This window comes from Amycolatopsis sp. GA6-003 (assembly GCF_046267895.1).
In the GTDB taxonomy this organism is placed as follows: domain Bacteria; phylum Actinomycetota; class Actinomycetes; order Mycobacteriales; family Pseudonocardiaceae; genus Amycolatopsis.
Genome location: NZ_CP176499.1, coordinates 1,436,708 through 1,456,488 on the forward strand (window position 1 = coordinate 1,436,708; position 19,781 = coordinate 1,456,488).

Annotated in this window: 19 protein-coding genes; 3 read left to right on the forward strand and 16 right to left on the reverse strand. The window is 72.8% G+C overall.

Features of this window, described 5'->3' with window-relative positions; translation table 11 throughout:
- Positions 1 to 161: 161 nt before the first annotated feature.
- Together F9C12_RS06140 and F9C12_RS06145 are read right to left on the reverse strand one after the other, a co-directional pair.
- The gene (locus tag F9C12_RS06140) at positions 162 to 671 is read right to left on the reverse strand and encodes a hypothetical protein (protein WP_409465116.1); all 510 of its coding nucleotides are present in this window, start codon (positions 669 to 671) and stop codon (positions 162 to 164) included.
- 125 nt (positions 672 to 796) lie between these two features.
- On the reverse strand, positions 797 to 1,159 hold the full coding sequence (locus tag F9C12_RS06145; RefSeq protein WP_409465117.1) for a winged helix-turn-helix transcriptional regulator: 363 nt from the start codon (positions 1,157 to 1,159) through the stop codon (positions 797 to 799).
- A gap of 93 nt (positions 1,160 to 1,252) precedes the next feature.
- On the opposite strand from F9C12_RS06145, the gene F9C12_RS06150 reads away from it, so the two are divergent.
- The gene (locus F9C12_RS06150) at positions 1,253 to 1,909 is read left to right on the forward strand and encodes an SDR family oxidoreductase (RefSeq protein WP_409465118.1); all 657 of its coding nucleotides are present in this window, start codon (positions 1,253 to 1,255) and stop codon (positions 1,907 to 1,909) included.
- Between the two features lie 53 nt (positions 1,910 to 1,962).
- Here F9C12_RS06150 and F9C12_RS06155 read toward each other — a convergent pair whose 3' ends face one another.
- The 4 genes from F9C12_RS06155 to F9C12_RS06170 form a co-directional block, all read right to left on the reverse strand.
- Positions 1,963 to 3,588 carry a carboxylesterase/lipase family protein gene (locus F9C12_RS06155; protein ID WP_409465119.1) on the reverse strand — a complete coding sequence of 542 codons (1,626 nt, stop codon included), beginning with the start codon at positions 3,586 to 3,588 and terminating at the stop codon, positions 1,963 to 1,965.
- 732 nt (positions 3,589 to 4,320) lie between these two features.
- On the reverse strand, positions 4,321 to 4,719 hold the full coding sequence (locus F9C12_RS06160; protein WP_409181001.1) for a hypothetical protein: 399 nt from the start codon (positions 4,717 to 4,719) through the stop codon (positions 4,321 to 4,323).
- A 264-nt stretch (positions 4,720 to 4,983) separates the two neighbouring features.
- Complete coding sequence (locus tag F9C12_RS06165; RefSeq protein ID WP_409465120.1) at positions 4,984 to 5,748, reverse strand: GAF and ANTAR domain-containing protein; 765 nt, start codon at positions 5,746 to 5,748, stop codon at positions 4,984 to 4,986.
- A gap of 396 nt (positions 5,749 to 6,144) precedes the next feature.
- Positions 6,145 to 7,854 (reverse strand): GAF domain-containing protein, encoded by a 1,710-nt coding sequence (locus F9C12_RS06170; RefSeq protein WP_409465121.1) that lies wholly within the window; start codon positions 7,852 to 7,854, stop codon positions 6,145 to 6,147.
- Between the two features lie 135 nt (positions 7,855 to 7,989).
- On the opposite strand from F9C12_RS06170, the gene F9C12_RS06175 reads away from it, so the two are divergent.
- The gene (locus F9C12_RS06175) at positions 7,990 to 8,970 is read left to right on the forward strand and encodes an Acg family FMN-binding oxidoreductase (RefSeq protein ID WP_409181004.1); all 981 of its coding nucleotides are present in this window, start codon (positions 7,990 to 7,992) and stop codon (positions 8,968 to 8,970) included.
- On the opposite strand, the gene F9C12_RS06180 is transcribed toward F9C12_RS06175, so the two are convergent.
- From F9C12_RS06180 to F9C12_RS06220, 9 genes are all read right to left on the reverse strand, one after another.
- Positions 8,967 to 9,620, reverse strand: coding sequence for a response regulator (locus tag F9C12_RS06180; protein WP_409187015.1), 654 nt, complete (start codon positions 9,618 to 9,620; stop codon positions 8,967 to 8,969). The two genes, F9C12_RS06175 and F9C12_RS06180, sit on opposite strands and share 4 nt — an antisense overlap.
- A gap of 53 nt (positions 9,621 to 9,673) precedes the next feature.
- Entirely contained in the window at positions 9,674 to 11,389 is a 1,716-nt protein-coding gene (locus F9C12_RS06185; protein ID WP_409181005.1) for a GAF domain-containing protein, read from the reverse strand.
- Positions 11,390 to 11,783: 394 nt separating this feature from the next.
- Positions 11,784 to 12,674 carry a universal stress protein gene (locus F9C12_RS06190; protein WP_409465122.1) on the reverse strand — a complete coding sequence of 297 codons (891 nt, stop codon included), beginning with the start codon at positions 12,672 to 12,674 and terminating at the stop codon, positions 11,784 to 11,786.
- A complete protein-coding gene (locus F9C12_RS06195) occupies positions 12,671 to 13,234 on the reverse strand; it encodes an HPP family protein (RefSeq protein WP_409181007.1) in 564 nt (187 codons plus the stop codon). The genes F9C12_RS06190 and F9C12_RS06195 overlap by 4 nt, the downstream gene beginning before the upstream one ends.
- Positions 13,235 to 13,304: 70 nt before the next feature.
- A complete protein-coding gene (locus F9C12_RS06200; protein WP_409465123.1) occupies positions 13,305 to 13,568 on the reverse strand; it encodes a DUF1918 domain-containing protein in 264 nt (87 codons plus the stop codon).
- Positions 13,569 to 13,741: 173 nt separating this feature from the next.
- Positions 13,742 to 14,542 carry a universal stress protein gene (locus tag F9C12_RS06205; RefSeq protein WP_409465124.1) on the reverse strand — a complete coding sequence of 267 codons (801 nt, stop codon included), beginning with the start codon at positions 14,540 to 14,542 and terminating at the stop codon, positions 13,742 to 13,744.
- Between the two features lie 836 nt (positions 14,543 to 15,378).
- The gene (locus F9C12_RS06210; protein ID WP_409465125.1) at positions 15,379 to 16,041 is read right to left on the reverse strand and encodes a CBS domain-containing protein; all 663 of its coding nucleotides are present in this window, start codon (positions 16,039 to 16,041) and stop codon (positions 15,379 to 15,381) included.
- A gap of 121 nt (positions 16,042 to 16,162) precedes the next feature.
- On the reverse strand, positions 16,163 to 16,564 hold the full coding sequence (locus F9C12_RS06215; protein WP_409465126.1) for an Hsp20/alpha crystallin family protein: 402 nt from the start codon (positions 16,562 to 16,564) through the stop codon (positions 16,163 to 16,165).
- A 158-nt stretch (positions 16,565 to 16,722) separates the two neighbouring features.
- Entirely contained in the window at positions 16,723 to 17,535 is an 813-nt protein-coding gene (locus F9C12_RS06220) for a universal stress protein (protein ID WP_409465127.1), read from the reverse strand.
- Between the two features lie 86 nt (positions 17,536 to 17,621).
- Here F9C12_RS06220 and F9C12_RS06225 point away from each other — a divergent pair, with 86 nt between their 5' ends.
- Entirely contained in the window at positions 17,622 to 18,044 is a 423-nt protein-coding gene (locus F9C12_RS06225) for a hypothetical protein (protein WP_409465128.1), read from the forward strand.
- Between the two features lie 385 nt (positions 18,045 to 18,429).
- On the opposite strand, the gene F9C12_RS06230 is transcribed toward F9C12_RS06225, so the two are convergent.
- Positions 18,430 to 19,257 carry an IclR family transcriptional regulator gene (locus F9C12_RS06230; RefSeq protein WP_409181014.1) on the reverse strand — a complete coding sequence of 276 codons (828 nt, stop codon included), beginning with the start codon at positions 19,255 to 19,257 and terminating at the stop codon, positions 18,430 to 18,432.
- Between the last annotated feature and the right edge of the window lie 524 nt (positions 19,258 to 19,781).

Consider the following 19,781-nt stretch of genomic DNA (forward strand, 5'->3'; position numbering starts at 1 on the left):
TCGGTGCTGATCGCGGACCGGCCCGGATTCTCGCCCCACCGCTGGAGCACAACGACCTCTACATCGCGATGACGCGCCCGACCCGGCAGCTGAGAATCATCCACTTCGGACCGAACCCGCCGAACCGGCCCGGATCCAGGAACGCAGTGCGCCACCCCGGGTCAGAAAGCAGTGCCGGTTTCGAGTTCCTTCACCACGCGGGCCAGCCGCTTGATCATCGACCGTCCCTCGTCGGCCTGGAGGCGGGCGAACTCGTAACCGAGGACCCCTTCGCCGACAATCCCGATCTGGCCCCGCAACGCCTGCGCCACCCCGGAATTCAGCTCGGGTTCCGAGACCCACGCGAGCTGGTCGAGCAGCCACGACCGCAGCGGCTGGCCCGGTGCGGCCCGGACGATGCCGCCGACTGTGAACAGTGCGATGCGGTGCGAGGTGAGCGCGAAGAGGAACCGGCCCGGTGTCGGGATCGGCACCTGCGGCGCTTCGGCCTGCCCGCGTCGCGCGGCGAGCGCCATCCCGGCCGCGCCCGCGAGGCCGGCGATGCCCGCCGCGCCGGCGACCATCGTCTTCCGCACGCCGCCGACGCGAAACGCGAGCAGCGCGTGCAGCACCCGCTCCCCCGGCACGAACTCCCCGGCGAGGCGGCTTTCGGCCTTTCCCCGCAGTGTCACGATCCGCAGCCTTCCTGACCCGTCAACGCGTTCCGCTGTCGATCACGACCTCGCGGTCCCCGGAGGCTATGCGCGCCGGAAGGCGGCCGGTGACGGGATTTTCTCCGGCAGGCGCCCGGAGGGGCTCAACCCTGCCGGGCGGAGTGGGCGCGTTCGCGGGCTTCGAGGATTTCGGGGACGTGGGTTTCCGCCCATTCGCGGACCGCGCGCAGCGGCACCAGCAGGGAGCGGCCGAGGTCGGTGAGCCCGTATTCGACCCGGGGCGGCTGCTCCGCGTATTCGACGCGGGCGAGCAGGCCGTCCTCCTCCATCGCGCGCAGCGTTTCGGTCAGCACCTTCGGAGTGACGCCCTCGATCTTCTCCGCCAGCGCGGTGAACCGCAGCGGGCCGTGCTCCAGCGCGTTGACCACGAAGACCGTCCACCGCGCCCCGATCCGGTGCAACACCACCCGGGACGGGCAGCGGGCGGACATGACGTTGTAGGGCACGGCGATTCCTCCGGTTCCGGTTACGTTGAAGTACCTGGTTACTTTTCCATAGCCTACTTCGGCCACGACCCCCCGAAGAAACGGAGAAGGACCATGGGCAACCGGCTGGCCGGACAAACAGTGCTGGTGCTGGGCGGACGGCATCTGGGCACGGCGATCGCCGACGCCGCGGCCGCGGAGGGTGCGCGGGTGCGCGTCGCGTCGCATCGGCCCGGCGGACTGCACATCGACCTGCGCGACGAGGGGACCATCGCCGCCGCGGCCGCCGAACTCGGACCGGTCGATCACCTCGTCAACACAGCGGCTGCACCCCACGCGGCGCCGATCCGCGAACTCGACCGCGACAAGACCGTCGACGCCTTCACCGCCAAGGTCATCGGTCCGTTGCTGCTCGCGAAGCACTTCACGATCCGGCGGTCGCTGCTGCTGTTCTCCGGGCAGGTCGGCTGGCGGCCGGCTCGCGGAAACGTCGTGACCGGAGTCACCAACGGGGCGGCCGCCTTCGCCGCGCAGCATCTCGCCGCCGAACTCGCGCCCGTCCGGGTCAACGCGCTGTCGCCGGGAATCGTCGACTCCGGCGTGTGGGACGGCAAGGGAGACGCCAAACCGGACTTCCTCGCCAACGCCGCACAGCGGACCCTCGTCGGCCGCACCGGCACCGTCGCCGACGTGACCGACGCGGTGCTGTGGTTGCTGCAAGCCGAATTCCTCACCGGCGAAACCATCCGTCTGGAGGGCGGCCGCCCCTGAGCACCGCGGAGAAACCGGTGCCGGCAGGCGGAAAACCCGCCGGCACCGGGGAATCAGCGGTGCTGGGCGAACGGGGCCAGCGGGTTCCAGAGCCCGCCGCAGCGGTGCTGGCGCGGGATCTCAGTGGTGAGCTGGCTGTCCCCCGCCGCGTTGAGAGACATGACGACCGGGTTTCGCTCGGTGAAGGGGTCCCACTGGGGAGTGCCGTCCACGGTGGGGTTCCCGGTGCGGGCGAAGCCGGTCCACTGCGCCACCAGCTGGTCGGAAAGCACCTTTTGGTTAGGGGTGAGCTGAATTCCCGGCGGCGGCGTGAGCAGCATTCCCTCGGCGACGTGGTAGGCGCCGTTCGGTTTGGTGGGATCGAGGAAGAACGCCGGCGGCACGTCGGTGTCGTCCATTTCGTAGGCGTACACCGGAATGTGCCGCGAGAGCCGCTCGTCGTTCAGCAGCGCGGGGCAGACCGAATTGGAGTCGGCCACGATCGTGCGGAAGGCGAGGAACGGGGCCGGATTCGGGAAGCGTTTCAGCGGATAGCTTTCGCTGACCTCCTTGGCGTGCTCGCCGTACTGCTGCGCCACCAGCCTGCGGTAGTCCTCCGGGGTCGACGCGGACGGCAGCTGCACCTCGTCGCGGGCCACGCCGTGCATCAGCGCCACCGGGTTGACCCGCCCCTTGGCGAACGCCTCGCCCGGCGACATCGGCAGCGTCGTGCCGTTCACGATCGGCGCGATCGTGCCGCTGTCCGGTTTCATCCCGTTGCCCGCCTGTTTCAGCAGGGCCGCCACCGGAAGCTTGCGCAGGCACGCCCCGGCGTTCGACTGGCAGCCCAGCGCTTTGGCGAACCGCGCCCCGGCCCGCTGCGCCTGCTCCTCGTCGGGCAGGTCGGCCTTGCAGTCCTGCGGCTGCCATTGGATGTCCGTGCCCAGCAGCGAGTTGTATTCGCCGTTCTGGGAAATGCCGCGCTGGAACAACCCTTTCGCGGTCGGCGAAACGGTGTGGTCGCACACGCTCGAACCGCCCGCGGACGCCCCGTAGATCGTGACGTTGTGCGGGTCTCCGCCGAACTTCGCGATGTTGCGCTGCACCCAGCGCAGCGCCGCCTGCTGGTCCTGCAGCCCGTAGTCGCCGGCGTGCTCGCCGAACGCCTCGTGCGCGAGGAACCCGAAAATCCCGAGCCGGTAGTTGACCTCGACGCTGATCACCCGGCCCTCGGTCACCAGCCGGCTCGCGTTCTGCGCCTGCAGGATCAGGAATCCGCCGCCGTGCAGCTGCACCATCACCGGCAGCTTCCGGTGCCCGGGATCGGCCGGCGCCCGGACGTTGAGGTTCAGGCAGTCCTCGGTTTCCGAGCCCGGGCCGAGACCGGCCAGCTGCGGGCACGCGTTGCCCGGCGCGGTCGCGGCGAACGGCTTGGTCCACTTGGCCGGCCGCCGCGGCGGAGCCCAGCGGAGATCGCCGACCGGCGGCGCGGCGAACCGGATTCCTTCCCACGACCGGACATCCGGGCCGGCGATCCCGCACACCGGCCCGTCGTCGGTCGCCACCGTGGTGCCCGGCGAACACGCCGGCGGCGGCGCGGCTTCCGCCCGGTCGCCCGCCGCGGACGCCGAAGCGGCCAGCGACGACGCCACCAGCGCGACCGCCGCCAGAGCGACGCCCGCCTTCCCGTCAAGTCTCATCCGTCCTCCTTCGCTCCCGCCTCGCCGGGAGAGCCGGACGGAGGGCGCGGGAGACGACGAGCGGCGTCCCCGCGCCGAACAGGCGGCCTCCCGGCATGGGCTCGACCTCATCGACGGCCGTTTCCGGGCCGTCCCCGCGAGAACAGCTTCGTTCCCGCCGCACTCCAGTCTGGGCTCGGCGGGAAAAGGCACAACCTCCGTTCGGTCGCGCGGGAACTGGCAAATTCCCGGGGAGAATGGTCTTTGTCCGGGGTCCGGATTCTCCCCGGCGGACGTGCCGCACCGGTCCGTGGCGGGGCTCCCGGCGAATGCGGTGAATTCTTCCCGGGATCCGGCGCGGAATCCGCGGGAAACGCCTGCCGAATGCGGGCTCGATTGGCGTTCTGCCCGATTTGGGGCTCCGGACCAGGCTTTGCGGGAACGACGCGGGCCTGCCGTGGGCCGCACCTCGACGACCAAGGCCGGTCCGCTCGCCTTGCCCGGCACGTGGTCCGCAGTGGCGTGTTCCCCGCGAGTGCTCGACTTCGACGCTGCCCGCGCGGCCGTTCGTCTCGGCACTGGGCTGCACGACCGGAGTGTGCGCGATCCGGCCGGAAGCCTGCTTCCGCATGCCTCAGCCGCAGCGGAGCAGCCGGAACGCTCCCCGGCTGGCTCGTGCGCGCGGGCTGCTGGCCGTTGCGCTGCCGATCATTCGCCGGGCACCGCGAGGCACTCGCGCGAAGCCGCCAGCGATCAGCAGGACTGCCCTCCCGGCAACCGCCGCTGCGGGTGCTCGCGGCTGGCGTTCCACTCCAGCGCCGCGGCGAGCTGCCGGTCCGACAGCCGCGCCTGGCGGGCGAGTTCGGGCAGCGACGCCTGCCGCGCGGTCCGGCTCGCCTGGCACAGCAGGCCGAACCACCACTGCGCGTCGATCCAGTCTCGCCGGGCCTTCTCGACCAGCTGGGCCATGTGCTCGTCGCCGCACGCGTAGACGAGGCGCTGGCCGTGTCCGGCGAAATCGGCCGGATCGGCGCGCGAGGAATCGGGGACGAGCGCGGTCTGCAGTTTCCCCGGCGGGATCTGCTCGCCGCAGAGCTCGCACGATTTCCTGCGCCGGGCGCGGAAAACCGCTTCGGGGGACGTAAGCGACATCAGGCACTCCGGACTGTCCGCACGGATTCCGGGTCGCAGATGTCAGAAAGCCGGGGGCTGGGGCACGCGGCATCTGCACTCGCCCAGGCGGGGGTCCCGTCGAGGTCCGGCCCGGGACACTCACCGTAACGGCGTCCGGGCGGGCTTGCCAAGACGTCCGTTCGGGCTGCTCACGCCCCTCCCCGGCCGGGCTTCGGTGCACGGAACGGGGCCGTTACGGTCATTCCGGGTGGATTCCCGCGCACGCCGGGTGACGCCTGGCGTTCAGTTCGCGCCGCGCTCGCCGAGGACCTGGGCCGGCCGCAGCCGGCTGCTCGCGACCGCTTCGGCCACCTCGCTGAGCCGCTGGTTGCTCCCCCGGCTGTAGGCGCGGAGCCGATCGAACGCCGCCTCCATCTCCAGCCCGCCGGCGTGTGCCAGCACGCCCTTCGCCTGTTCGATGACGACGCGGCTGTTGAGCGCGTGCTGCAGCTGCTCGGTCAGCAGCTCGCGGCGGCGGATCGCGCGTTCCTGCAGGATCCCGATCGTGGCGACGTCGGTCAGCGCGTGCGCCACGCTCAGCGCGGCCCCGGTCAGCGGCGTCCCGTCGCGGCCGAACACGTTCAGCGTGCCGATCACCTGACTGCGCAGCCGCATCGGCAGGGCCCGCACGGACCGGAACCCGGCCCGCGTCGCCTCCGGCGCGAACCTCGGCCACCGGCCGGTCTGCGCGGCCAAGTCTTCCACCGCCACCTCTTCGCCGCTGCGATAGGCGTCCAGGCACGGCCCCTGCTCGGTCTGCAGCCGCAGCAGTTCCCGCAGCCGGCCGCTCTCCTCCGACGAGGCGATCACCTCGAGGTTGCCGCGCTGGTCCGCGAGCAGCAGCCCGGCGGCCGAGGCCCCGAGCAGCGTGACGCAGTAGCGCGCGAGCCGGTGCAGCAGGTGGGCCACGTCGTACTCGTCGGCCAGCGTGTCGGCCATCTCCACGAACGCCCGCAACAGCTCGTCCTCGCCGGATCGCGCGACCGAGCCGGCGAACCCGTCGCTCATCGGCGTCTCTTCTCCTTCCTCTCCCCGGGGACCAGCAGCTCGGAATGCAAGGCCGATTCCGAGAAATCCCCCGCTTCGGACCCCGCCCGTTTCACCGTCTTACCAGGCACGCAACCACCGAGTATCGCAGTGCCGTCGGACGGTTTTTCACCTTACCCCGGCCCGTGTTCCCGCCGAAGCGGCCTCGCCGGAAGCGGCCGGTTTCCCGGGCCTGCCCGGCATTGTCCGCAATGGACAGTCCGGGAACCGGCCGCTCGCCCGGACTCCGCCGCTCCACAGTGGACGGACGCGCCGAAGGGACCTTGGGACGAGCTGTCGCCGAAACCGCTCGAGGTCGTCACCGCTGAATTCCGCTCGCTTTTCGCCGCATTCCGGCGGAATCCGCATTCGGCCGCGTCAGCTCAGCGGAGCCGACCAGTCCAGCCGCACCCCGCCGCCCGGTCCCGGGCCGATCGCGAACTCGCCGCCCGCCGACTCCGCCCGTTCCCGCAGGTTCCCCAGCCCGCTGGGCGAAAGCCCCTCCGGCAGCCCGCGCCCGTCGTCGGTCACCGAGACCCGGACCGTCTCGTCGCGGACCGCGACCGACACCGAAAGCGCCGTCGCGCCCGCGTGCCGGACCGCGTTGCTCACGCCTTCCCGCACGACCGCTTCCACGTGCTCGGCCAGCTGGGCGGGCATCGCGTCGAGCGGTCCGGCCATGCTGACCGTCGGGTGCAGCGGCGCGTCGTCGGTCAATTCCGCGATCGCGTCGTGCAGCCGGTGCCGCAGCCGCACCGCCCCCGCCGCGCCGCCGTGCAGGTCGAAGATCGCCGTGCGGATCTCGCGCACGATCTCGTGCATCTGGTCGATGCTCTCCTGCAGCCGCCGCTGAAGCTCGGGTGTTTTCGCGCGGCGCTGCGTGCTCTGCATCGCCAGCCCGACCGCGAACAGCCGCTGGATCACGTGGTCGTGCAGGTCCCGGGCGATCCGATCGCGGTCCGACAGCACGTCCCGCTCGCGCGCGGCTCGCTGCTGCGAAGCCAGCTGCAACGCCAGCGCGGCCTGGTCGGCGAACGACGCGAGCACCGGCAGCTGCGCCGTCTCGAACAACGCCGATCCCGGGTCCCGCAAGGCGATCAGCACGCCCGAGGTGTGGTCGCCCGCGCGCAACGGCACCACCAGCGCCGGACCGCGGCCGCGGCCGTGCAGCAGCTCCAGCTCGGCCATCCGGCGCGGGGTCCGGTCCTGGAACACCGCGCCCGGCACCGTGCCGGCCACCGGCATCCGCAGCCCGGCCAGGTTCTCGCCGCCGCCCGCGCACACGGTGACGGTCAGCTCGGCGGAGTCGGTTTCCCAGTCGTCGTCGGTGTCGAGCCTGCCCGTGCCCGGCAGCGCGAGCATCGTGACGTCGGAGCCGGTCAGCTCCAGAGCGCGGCCCGCGATCAGCTCGAGCGCGTCGACCGGGTCGGTGCCGCCGAGCAGTTCCGTGGTCACCTCGCCGGTCGCGCCGAGCCAGCGCTGCCGCAACCGGGTCTGCTCGTACAGGTGCGCGTTCTCGATCGCGATCCCGGCCGCGGCGGCCAGCGCCTGCACGATCACCTCGTCGTCGTCGGTGAACTCCGCCCCGCCCTTTTTCTCGGTGAGGTAGAGGTTGCCGAACACCTCGTCGCGGACCCGCACCGGCACGCCGAGGAACGAGTGCATCGGCGGATGGTTCGCCGGGAAGCCGACCGACGCCGGATGCGCGGAGATCTCCGTCAGCCGCAACGGTTTCGCGTCGTCGATCACCAGCCCGAGCAGGCCGTGCCCCTCCGGAAGATGGCCGATCCGCTCCCGGGTTTCGGCGTCGATGCCGAGGTAGACGAATTCGGCGAGCGCGCCGTCGTCGCTGAGCACGCCGAGCGCGCCGTAGTGCGCCTCGCCGAGTTCGACCGCCGCCCGCACGATCCGCCGCAGCGTGGCGTCCAGCTCGAGTCCCGACGCGACGGCCAGCACCGCCTCGAGCAGGCCGTCCATTTTGTCCCGGGTGCCGATCAGCAGCTCGATCCGCTCCTGCAGATCGCGCAGCGTCTCCCGCAGCCGCAGCTGCGACAGGGTTCCGGACAGCTTCCGGGTGGTTTCCGGCATCAGACCTGCTCTCGGCGCTCGGCGTGCTCAGACAGATGACTTTCGCCCCTGTGCGCCCCCGCCCGGCGGACGCATGCTGAAGCGAACGACTACGCACGACACAGTGTCCCGCGTTTCGCGGCCCCGGGGAGAAGGATGACCCTTCAGGTGGCGCCGTCCGGCCTGCTCAGCGCCGAACAGGTGGCGTCGGTGCTGCTCAGCGCCACTCTCGCCCCGTCGACGCACAACACGCAGCCGTGGCTGTTCAGCGTCGGCCCGGCGGGCATCGAGGTGCACGCGGACGCCGACCGCACGCTGCCCGTCGCCGACCCGGACCGGCGCGAGCTGCTGCTCTCCTGCGGGGCCGCGCTGTTCAACCTGCGCGCCGCGATCCACGCGGCCGGCGTCCAGCCCGCCACCAGCTATTTCCCCCGCCGCGGCGATCCCGACCTGCTCGCGCTCGTGCGGCCGCGCGCGGTCGCGGCGACCGACCGCAAGCTCGCCGCGCTGGCCGCGGCCATCCCGCTGCGGCACACCAACCGCACGCCGTTCACCGCCGGATGCGTTCCGCCCGGGGCGCTGGGGGCGCTGCGGCACGCGGCCGAGGTCGAACACGCCTGGCTGCCGCGGCTCGGCGAGGACCAGCTCGCCGGGCTCAAGGAGCTGATCCGCGAAAGCCACCGGCTGCAGACGGAGGACCCGGCCTTCCGGTCCGAATGGCGGCGCTGGACCGGACGCGGCCGCGACCGCCGCGACGGCGTCCCGTTCGCCGCCGGAGGAGCGGTCACCGCGGACGACACCTGGGTGCTGCGCGATTTCGGCGGCGGCGCCCGCGCGCCGGGAGCCGCGCCGCTGGTCGTCGTGGTCGGGACGTTCGCCGACCAGCCGATCGACCGGCTCCGCGCCGGACAGGCCCTGCAACGCGTCCTGCTCACCGCCACCGCCCGCGGAATCGACGCGTCGTTCATCTCCCAGCCGGTCGAGGTCCCCGCCATCCGCGCCCGCCTCCGCGACCTGCTCGGCGGCGGGCTCTGGCCTCAGATCGTCCTCCGGCTCGGCTACGGCGCCCCGGTTCCGCGCACTCCGCGCCGGCCGCTCGAGGACGTGCTCGTCACGCCCTCACCGCTCAGCGTCTAACCACCCGGTCGGGACGGACGGCCCCGCAGTTCCGTCGCCAGCACCGCCGCCTGTGTCCGCCGTTCCATCCCCAGCTTCGTCAGCAACCGCGACACGTAATTCTTCACCGTTTTCTCCGCCAGGAACATCCGCTCGGAAATCTGCCGGTTCGTCAATCCCTCCCCGATCAAGCCGAGCAGCGTCCGCTCCTGATCGGACAGATGCGACAGCGGCCCGCGCTGTTTCTCCGCGCTGTCGCGCAGTTTCGCCATCAGCGCGGCCGCCGCGTGCGCGTCCAGCAGGGATTTTCCCGCCCCGACTTCCCGCACCGCCGAGATCAGGTCGAGGCCCTTGATGTCCTTGATGACGTATCCGGCGGCGCCGGCCAGCACCGCGTCGAGCATCGCCTGTTCGTCGGTGTAGGAGGTGAGCATCAGGCATTTCAGGTCCGCCGACCACGACCTCAGCTCGCGGGCCAGTTCGATGCCGTTGCCGTCGGGCAGCCGCACGTCGAGCACCGCCACGTCCGGGCGCAGCGCCGGGATCCGGGCCAGCGCCTGCGCGACGTCGCCCGCCTGGCCGACCACGGAGATCTCCGGGTCCTCCTCCAGCAGGTCGGCGACCCCGCGCCGGACCACCTCGTGATCGTCCACCAGGAAAACCCGCAGCATCGGTTCTTCTCCCACCTCGGGCTCGTTCGAGCGTACGGCGCGGCCTGCAGTGCTCACTCGTTCTCCGGCGGCCGCGTTTCCACCGGCACGGTCCAGCTCAGCCGCGAACCGCCGGCCACGGTCAGCGTCCCGCCGCGGCGGCTCGTCTGCTCCGCCAACGCGGCCAGGCCGGGCGCGGCCGTCACGGCCACGTCGCCCGCGCCCTCGTAGCGGACGGTCACCGTCGTCTGCGCCGGCTCCGCGTGGATCTCGACCTCCACCGATTCGGCCGAGGTGTGCCGGGCGATCAGCCGCAGCGCGTCGGCGAGCAGCGGCACCACGACGTCCGAGGGCACCGGGTCGAGCTTCCCGGTCAGCTGCGTGGACACCGCCAGCCCCCATTCCTCCCGCGCCCGCGCGAGCACCCGCAGCACCTGGTCGCGGATCGGCTCCGGGGCCGGCGGCAGGACGTCGTCCAGCCGGAACACGGTCTGCTGCACGTGGTTGATCACGTCGTCCAGGTCGGCGATCGTCTCGCGCAGCCGCGCCGCGACCACCGCGGATTTGGCCAGCCCTGCCGTGGTCTGCAGGGACAGCCCGGTGGCGTAAAGCCGGTTCAGGATCTCGCTGTGCAGCCGCGCCGCGATCCGGTCGCGTTCGTCGTGCAGCGCGGCGTCCTCGCGTTCGGCCCGCGCCTGCGCCAGTTCGAGCGCCACCGACGCCTGGTCGGCGAACCAGGCCGCGATCTCGAGGTCGTCGGCGGTGAACGGCGGGCGGCCGGCCAGCCGGGAGACGGTCAGCACCCCGGCCACCGTCCCGTTCCCGGCGAGCGGCACCAGCATCACCGAATCGAGGTTCAGCGTCAGCACGGACGGCACGGACAGCCGCGACAGCTCGTCCGGCCACGAACCGATCCTCGGCTCGCCGCTGGCGAAGACCGTGCCGGCCACAGTGGACTCGGTGAGCAGCTCCCGCCCGGCCAGCTGCTCCGCGCCCGTCCCGACCGCGCGTTCGACGCGGAGGTAGCCCTCCCGCTCCGCCGGGCGGGTCACCGAAACCAGGTCCGCGGACGCGAGCGCGCGGGCGTATTCCACGACGCGGCCCATCGGATCGCCGAGGTCCGCCGACAGCAGCTCCCGGGTGACCGCGGCGGACGCGCGCAGCCACTCCTGCTGGTTCCGCGCCGTCTCGTACAGCCGCGCGTTCTCGATCGCGCTGCCCGCCGCCGCGGCGAGCGCGAGCGCCAGCTGCTCGTCCTCCTCGCCGAACTGGCCCTGTGCGGCGTCCGCGAGATAGAGATCGCCGAACACCTCGCCGCGCACCCGCACCGGGACGCCGAGGAAACTCGTCATCGGCGGATGCCCTTCCGGGAACCCGGTCGAGCGCGGATCGTCCTGCAGCCGGGCCAGCCGCACCGGGCGCGGGTCCTCGACGACCGCGCCGAGCAGGCCCTTGCCCTCGGGCAGCCTGCCGATCCGCTCGACCGCTTCCGGGTCCATGCCGGTGTGCACGAATTCGGTGAGCCGTCCGTCCGGCCCGATCACCCCGAGCGCCGCGTACCGCGCCCCGACCAGTTCGGCCGCGGCCTCCACGAGGCGGCGCAGCAGCGCGGGCAGCGCGAGGCTGCCGGTGATCGACTGGGTCGCGCGCAGCAGCCCGCGCAGCCTGCCCTGCGTGCTGATGACCTCCTGGGCGCGTTCCACCAGTTCGCCGAGAAGCTGGTCCAGTTCCATCCTCGGCTGATCGGGGAACGTCAGATTCGCGTGTTCGGGTGTGTCCCGCTGGTTCACCCCGGCTCCTGCCCGTCCGGCCCCCGCGTCCCGGTGCGCGGCGCCACTGGGAATTCAGTCTTGCGGCTCGCGGGACGGGCCGTCAAGCGCGCGAAAAGGGCACGGCCGCGTTTTCCGGCGCTGCACGGGAAAACGATCGTGCCGGGTTCTCCCGCCGCGGGGAAATCGCGCGGGAAAAACGTCCCGGCCGCCGCGATTCCTTGGCCGCCCGGCGGAAGCGGGCGATCCGGCGGTCCGCCGCGCGGCGCAACGACGGGGCCGTCCGGCCGCGGAATGGCGCTTCCGGCGTAAATCCCGGGCACGGGCGGAATTGCCGGTTGCTCCGTCCGGGCTTTCCGCGCGCCGCCCCCGTTGTTGTCATTTCGCCAGATGTGCGCGGGCCCGGTGAACCGGTTCAGCGCCGGGCCTCCGGCCGCACCGCGAGGACCGGGCACGAGGAATGGTGGATCAGCGCCTGGGCGGTCGAGCCCAGCAGCATTCCGGCGAAGCCCCCTCGGCCGCGGGTGCCGACGACCATCAGCTGCGCCCGCGCGGATTCGTCGAGCAGCGCCTGCCGCGGCCGGTCGCGGACCAGCTTCCGGCGCACCTCGACGCCGGGGTACTTCTCCTGCCATCCGTCGAGCCGCTGCGCGAAGAGCTGTTCCTCGACCGGCTGGCGGCGGGTCTCCCACCGCTGCGCCGGGCGCGCGGTGCGCTCGATCGCGTCGCACACGACGTCGGCCCAGGCGTGCACCGCGACGAGCGGGACGTTACGCGCGCTGGCCTCCTCGAACGCCGCCGCGATCGCCGCCTCGCTGTTCGGGCTGGTGTCCACGCCGACCGCCACCGGCCCGTCGAGCGGGACCGGGCCGTCGCCGCGCCGCCCGCGGACCACCACGACCGGGCAGCCCGCGTTGCTCACCACCGCCGACACCGCCGCGCCCGCCAGCACGGCGGTGAAGCCGTCGGCCCCGGTGCCGCCGAGCACGACCATCCGGGCGTCCCGGGACCGGTCGATCAGCAGATCGGGCGCGGAGTCGGTGTACACCTCGTTGCGGACCGGGGACGCGTCGCCGAACGGAACGGCCGGGTCCCCGGCGGGTGCGAGGAGTCCGCCGTCGGAGGGCGGGTCCTCGAAAAGCGGTCCCGGCCCGGCGAATCCGGCCGGCGCCGCGGTCTGCAGGCAGTGCACGAGCTCCAGTTCGAGGTCGCGGCCCTCGGCGAGCCGGGCGGCCCACCGGACCGCTTCGGCCGCGCCGTCCCATCCGCCGATCCCGACGAGCACCGTGCGGTCCCGGCGGTTCATCTGCCCGCCCCGTCGTGGGCCGCGCCGACGACGCCGGGCACCGCGAGCGCCAGCAGCGTCGCGACGTCGCGGTCGGTTTCGTCGTCGTACCGGTCGGTGATGCGCACGATCCCTTCGTGCACCTCGACTTTCCAGCGTCCGGTCCCGCCGTAGACCTCGAGCCGGTGCCGCACGTCCGCGGCGATCGCGGTGTCGGCGCGGGCGAGCGCGCGCACGACGTCGCCGAGCGTCACGACGCCGACCACCCGCGAGCCCTCGACGATCGGCATCGCCTGGCTGTCCGCGTCCACCAGCTCGCGGCAGACGTCGGCGAGGTCGGCTCCGGGCGGCATCCCGGCGGCGGGCGAGGTCATCACCGCGCCGACGGTCGTCTCGATCGCGCCCGGGGTCCGGCCGCGGACGAGCTGGGCCGGGGTGACGATGCCGACCAGCCGCCCGTCGTCGTCCACCACCGGCAGCGCGGGGAAGCCGCGTCCGGCGAGAATCCCGGCAGCCTCGCCTGCGGAGGTCCACGGACGCACCGTCTCCGCAGGCGAGGACATCAGATCGCGTGCGCGCATCGGACCCGTCCTTTCCCTGGCACTGGCTCGAAAGTAGGCGACCGGCCCGCCTGAGCACGCCGGTCCGGAGTCACCGGCGCGAGGGACCAACGTCCTCACTGCCGCGGCGCGGGCGGCGCGCACCGCCCGGCGCGAGGGCTTTCCGCTCGGCCGCGGTGAGCACGACCGCGTCCGGGCCGGGGAAGACCGTCGAGACGTAGCCGCCGAGGAACCAGCGGACCGTGAACGGCGGCCCGCCGTCCGCGGTCCCGACCGCGACGATGCGGCCGTGCCGGTCCGGGACTTCCGCCCGGGCGCTCTTCACCACCAGCCAGTCGCCGGGCTGTGCGCGCATCGCTCCTCCTCGGTCACGCGCGGGGAAAGCTCCGCCGCGACAACGCTTTTGCGCGGTTCGGGCTCGGGGCGGTGCTGCCCGCGACGCACCCTCGGATCCGCCGCGCCCGTCCGCAGGCGGGCCGTCCGGGCGGGTCCTGATGTCCCGTGGCCGCAAGGTTTTCTCCCGCCTGTTCACCGGCACGCCCCGCGGACGACCGCGACCGGACACGCCGCCTGCGCGAGCAGCCGGTTGCCGGTGGACCCGAGCGGCCCGCCCGCGACCGGGCCCCGGCCGCGGCTGCCGATCACGACCAGCTGCGCGCCCTCGACCGCCATCAGCGCCCGTCCCGCCGAACGCTCCCGCACCGCCCGGACGCGCACCGCGACGTCCGGGTATTTGTCCGCCCACGCGGCGACGCACTCGCGCAGCGCGCGGTCCTCCTCCGCGGCCCGCCCCGGCCGGTCGGACCGCCAGGCGCGCACCGCGATCAGCGGCACCCGCCGGTGCGCCGCCGCCTCGAAGGCGAATCCCCCGGCGCGGTCGTCGCCGGCCACCCCGACCACGACCGCCCCGCCCGGCGCCGCCCGCCCGCGCACGACGACCACCGGGCAGTACGCCCCCGCCGCCACCCGCAGCGCGACCGAGCCGATCGCCGCCCCGCGCAGCCCGCCGAGCCCGTGCGAACCCAGCACCACCAGCGACATCGACCGGGACCGCCCGACCAGCAGCTCGACCGCCGATCCGGCCTGCACGACCGGCTGGGTCGCCACCCCCGGCGCGGCTTCCCCGGCGACCTGCGCGGCGCGGCTCAGCCACCGGTGCGCGCGGGCGAACCGCTCCCGCGCGTGCCGCTCGGCGGTCCCGGCCTGGAACAGCTCCAGCCGGCACCCCCGGAGCGCCGCCTCCGCGGCCGCCCAGCGCACCGCCGCCAGCGACGCCTCCGACTCGTCGACCCCGACGAGCACCGCGCCCTCGGGCTTCTTCCCGGCCACCCCCGCCACCCCTTCCCGCCGCCGCTTCCGGCGGCGAGGTCCACGGTGGCCCGCCCGGCAGTGCTCCGGCAGGGGCCGAAGTCCCTTCCCGGAGGGACGAAAGCGCATCTCCGGCGACCGGGCGGGTTTTCGCGGAGGGTTTCCGGCTGGGGATGGTGCCCGGCACGCAGCGGCGGTCGGATGGTGGTGGGGAGAACGCTCGGTTTCGGACGAGGGACGGGTGTGCGGGGCAGGGGGCCTTCCCGCTGCTCTCGGGGCACACTCGCGCTCGGCCGAGGGCCAGCCACGCAAGCCAGAACCCTCCTCGGCCGATCCGCAAGCACCCTCGCTTCCGGACGACAGACTTGCTCCGCGAACACACTCGCATCCGGCCGGGGGCGGGGTGCGTAGGGCAGAGGCTCCTTCCGCAAGCACGTTCGCATTCGGCCAAGAGCCGGGCGTGCGTGGCGGAGCCCCTTCCGGCAGCGCACTCTCGGCCAGCCGAAGGCCTCGCGCACAAGGCAGACGCCCCTTCCAGGCCCCTTCGCAAGCACACCCGCAACCAACCCAAGGCCCCGCGCGCGAGGCAGAGGCGCCTCCCAGACCCCTCCACAACTAGCCCAAGACCGGGCGCGCGAGGCGGAGCCTACTTCCGGAAGCACACTCGCGTTCAACCGAAAGCCCGGCGCGCAAGGCAGAGGCCCCTCCCAGACCTCTCCGCAACCACACCCGCAACCAACCCAGGGCCGGGCGTGCGAGGCGGCCCTCCGCAAGTACGCCCGCCCCGGCAAGGGAAGCGGCCGCAGTCCGGAAAGGACCGCGGCCGCTCTTCCCGTCGGGCGACGGGGAATCGGGGGTCACCCGAGCACTCTGCCCGCGGCCGGTTCGTCGGCCAGGACGGTCCGGGCGTCCACTCCCACCCGCAAATGCTCTTTCACCGCCACCACGCCGTCCACGCGGCCGACCAGTGCCAGCATCACCGGGATCACCGGGACCACGCTGTTCCGCTCGACCGTGCCGGTGAGCGACACGACGCCGTCGCGCACCGCGATGTCCAGCGACGCCGGGTCGAGGCACAGTTCGCGGTCCAGGACCTCGTCGCGCACCTCGTCGCGGATTTCGCTGTCCGGCCGCAGGAACACCCGCCCGAGATCGCCGCGCGAGACAAGACCGGCGAGGGTGCCGTCGGCGCCCAGCACCGGCAGGCGGTGCACCCGGCGCGCGTTCATCAGCCGGGCCGCGCGGCCGAGGTCGTCGTCCGCGCCGACGGTCAACGGCGGCGTGCTCATCACCTCGGCCGCTTTCGCGGACTTGCGCCATCTCCCGAGACGGCGACCGGCTCGCTTCGGCAGATCGCCGCGCGTGACGAAGCCGAGTACCCGGCCGTCCTCGCCGACTACCGGCGCACCTCCGACGTCGCGCCGCTCCAGCAGCGCGGCGGTCGCTTCGACCGGCATCCCCGGCTGAACCACGGCGACGTCGACCGTCATCACCGCGCGGACCTGGCGGCTTCTCTTCATACCTGGCTCCTCACCGCTAGGGCGGGACGCGCTCTCCCCGGACGAGCGGGCGCGAGAGCAGCGAGCGGATCGAAGGCCCGTCCTGCTTCCGGGAAGTCCACAGTGGACACTCAGCAGCGTGCTACTGGACCTCGATCTTGACCCGATTCTCATGCGGCTGTCCGGCAAGCGGCATCGAGATCTCGAGGATTCCGTCGACGTAGCGCGCGGTCACCTCGCCGGTCACCGCTCCGGCGGGCAGCTGGACCGTGCGGCTGAACTTGCCGTAGGCGAACTCGCTGCGGCCGTCGAGGTGCTTACGCTCCTCGCGCTCCGCCTCGACGGTCAGCAGACCATCGTGCGTCGTCACGGAAATGTGGTTCTCCGGGTCGAAACCCGGGAGTTCCGCGCGGACCGTGTAGGTCCCGCCTTCGGTGATTTCCTCGATGCGCACCGGGTTGTAGTCGACGAAGGGCCACGGCCGGTCGAGCCAGGCGGCGATGTTCGGCAGCGTTATCCGGGAACCGGGCAACAGTGACGTCATTGCGCACTCCTTTCTCGGGAACGGGGTCGCCCCTTCAGGAAACCTCGCCCGGCCGCCTTCGCGACGCGGCCGGACTGCCCGAAGGCGAAGGCCGAAAGTCACAGACCGGGCGGACCGGGTTCCGGAAGCGCACTGTCCACTGAGGACTTACCTCGGGCTCAGCGAGCCACCGCGACCGGACAGGACGCGTGCGCGAGCAGCCAATACCCCGTCGAACCGAGCAGACCCCCGGCGAGTGGGCCGCGAGCCCGAGCACCCGCGACGATCAGTTGCGCGCCAGCGGAAATCCCGGACAGCGCCCGCGCCGCCGACCGCACTCGCACCACGTGCACGCGCACCGGAACGACCGGATGCTTGCGCGCCCAGGCGGCCACCTGTTCCCGTAACCCGTTCTCCCGGCCGGGGCGGCCGTCGTGCCACGCGTGCACCGCCTCGATTCCGGCTCCGCGGGAAACGGCGGCGTCGAAGGCGAAGGCGAGGGCGCGCTCGCCGCCGTCGGAGTCGTCGAGACCGACCACCACCGGTCCGTCCTCCGCCGCGCTGCCCCGGATCACCACCACCGGGCACCGCGCGGAAGCGGCCGCCCGCAACGCGACCGACCCGATCGCCCCGCCGCGCGCGCCGCCAAGCCCGTGCGCGCCCAGCACGAGCAGCCCGGCTTCGTCGGACAGCGCGGCCAGCAGTTCGGCCGCGGTCCCGAGCCGGACGCACATCCGCACCGGCACCGCGGGCGCGACCTGGCGGGCGGTTTCGGCCGCCTGCCGCAGCAGCAGGCGGGCGGGCTCCATCAGCGGTTCAGCGTCGCCGGACGGGCTGCCGTGCGGGAGGAGGTCCGGGTCGTCGCACAGTTCGGCGTGGAACACCACGAGCCCGGTGCCGCGCCGTCCGGCCTCCACCGCCGCCCAACGGACCGCCGCGGCCGCGGCCGAGGACCCGTCGACTCCGGCGACCACCGGCCGGCTCACCGCCATGGCTCCCGGTTCGCCTTGTCCGCGCGGGGATCGGGTTCGCGAACGTCGCCGGGTGGAACAGCGGCCCGAACGACGCGAAGAAGGTCATGGCCGGTGCGGCAGCGGTGTTCCCCGGCTCGCCAGCAGAGCACCTGGCTCCCCTCGCCCACCCGAGGATCCGCACCGCGAACGCCGCCGGACGGAACAATCACCCGAACGACACGAAGAAAATTGCGACCACCGGAGCAGCGGCGGCGTTCCCCGCCTCGCCAGCACAGCACCCGGCTCCCCTCACCCGTCCGGAGACCGACATCGCGAACGTCACCGGGTCGAACAGCGACCCGAACGACACGAAGAAAATCGCGACCACCGGTGCGGCAGCGACGTTCCCCGGCTCGCCAGCAGAGCGCGGCACCGTGCTCGCCGCGTTCGGCGGGCGGGCGGGCAGCCCTCGGCAATCGGGCCCTCCGCTCCTCGTCCATGTCCTGCCTCCTCCGGCCGGTGCCTCGTCGTCTCGCGGCCGACGCTAGGCCGCGGCGGCTCAGTGTCTCTGCGGGAGGACGTCCGCGTCCCGGGAGTCTTTGGTCCCAGGGGGAAAGGCGCTGTGGCCCTTCGCGCGAGTTCAGCGAGGAGAACACGGCTCCGGGTGCGGGCACGGCTTGGGCCGATCAGGGGGTTTCGGGCGCGAAGTGGTTGCGTGGCAGCGGTTTTGTCCCGCCCGCTCCGCCGCTCACCGGGCGGGACACGGCCGCGCGCCGAAAGGGCGTGCGCCGATCAGCGGACATTCGCGGGGCACAGCCGGGCGCCAAGCCGTGCTCGACATCAAGAATGCGGGCATTGCCGGGTTTCGCCGTTAGCAGAATTGCGCCGTTCCCCCAAAAACGTTCCGCCTTCCGGACGCTCCCGCCGCCGCGGTTATTCCACCGGACGGCCGGATTTCGCACTGCGCCAATCAGCCGCCACCGTTTCGCGGAGAATGCGCTGCGCGGTCATCCGGGTCGCCTGCAGCGACGCGTGCGCTTCGCGCGAATTGAACACCCGGCGCGGGGCCGCCACGCTCAGCGCGGCCACCGCGGTCCCGGTCACGTTGAAGACCGGCACCGCCGCGGCGATCAGCGCGCCGGGGATGCGCGGGTTGAACGACACCTCGCGCTGCCGGATCTCGCGCAGTTCCGCGCTCAGCCACGCCGGGAGGCCGCCGCCGTTCTCGTCTTCCCCGCGGTAGCCGGCGAACACCGCGAAGCGCGCGGCGAGGCCGGGGTCGAACGCCATCAGCACGCGGCCCGCCGCGCTTCCGGCCAGCTGCGAATCGTTTTCGATGCGCTCGGCCAGCGAGCAGTAGCCGCTGCTGTAGATCAAATGCACGAAATCGACGACATTGCCGCTGGCCACGCCGAGCCCGACCAGGTAGCCGGTGCGCCAGTGGATGTCGATCAGCGACGGGAGAATGCCTCTTCGCAGCCGCTGCAGTTCCTGCGTCGAACCGGGGCGGGCGAGCCGGCACACCGCTTCCCCGTGCCGGTAATGGTATCCGGCCCGCACGACCATTCCGTATCCCTGCATCTCGGCGAGAAGCCGGTGCACGGTGCTTTTCGGCAGCCGGGTCGACCGCGATATCTCGCTCAGCGTTTCGATCCCGCCCGAATCGCGAATGGCGCTCAGTATCGAAAGCGCCCGGGGAATCGGCTTCCGCGGCACCACGCTCGTGCAAGCCCACCGCCCGTTGTCGTCACTCGTAGTCACGGCCGCAACCTCCACCGAATCCACCCGTCCCTCGTGCGCCCGCGCGGTCCGGCGCGCCGGGGACCTCGTCCCGCGCGCCTCGGCGCGACTGCGCGACCACTGCCCTTCGCGGTCCCGGCGCTTCCGCCGCTGCCGGGCGGCGCCGCGCCCCGCCGCCGCCCGATTCGGGCGCACCGGCGTCTTTCCCGGCGCCGTCCCGTTCCAGCGCCTTCATGCTTGCCCAGCGGCGCGTCCGGCACAACCGGTCGCACCCGTTCACTGAAAGAGATCGCCCCAGTGGCGCAGCGCGTTGGCCTGCCCGCCTCGTCGTGCGACAACTCCGTCCCCGGAAAGGGTCGCAAACCATCACGCTGCGTCACCGAAACGCGTTCGCGCGCCGTCGTGCTCGCGGGCCGTGACAATGGTCTTCCCCCGCTTTTCGTGTCCGTCGGAGAACCTGGGCGGAATGGCGCGCGGAAATCCGCCGCGTCCTCGACCCGGCCCCAGAATATTCCGGGCGCTCCCGCATTTCCGCCGGAGCACGT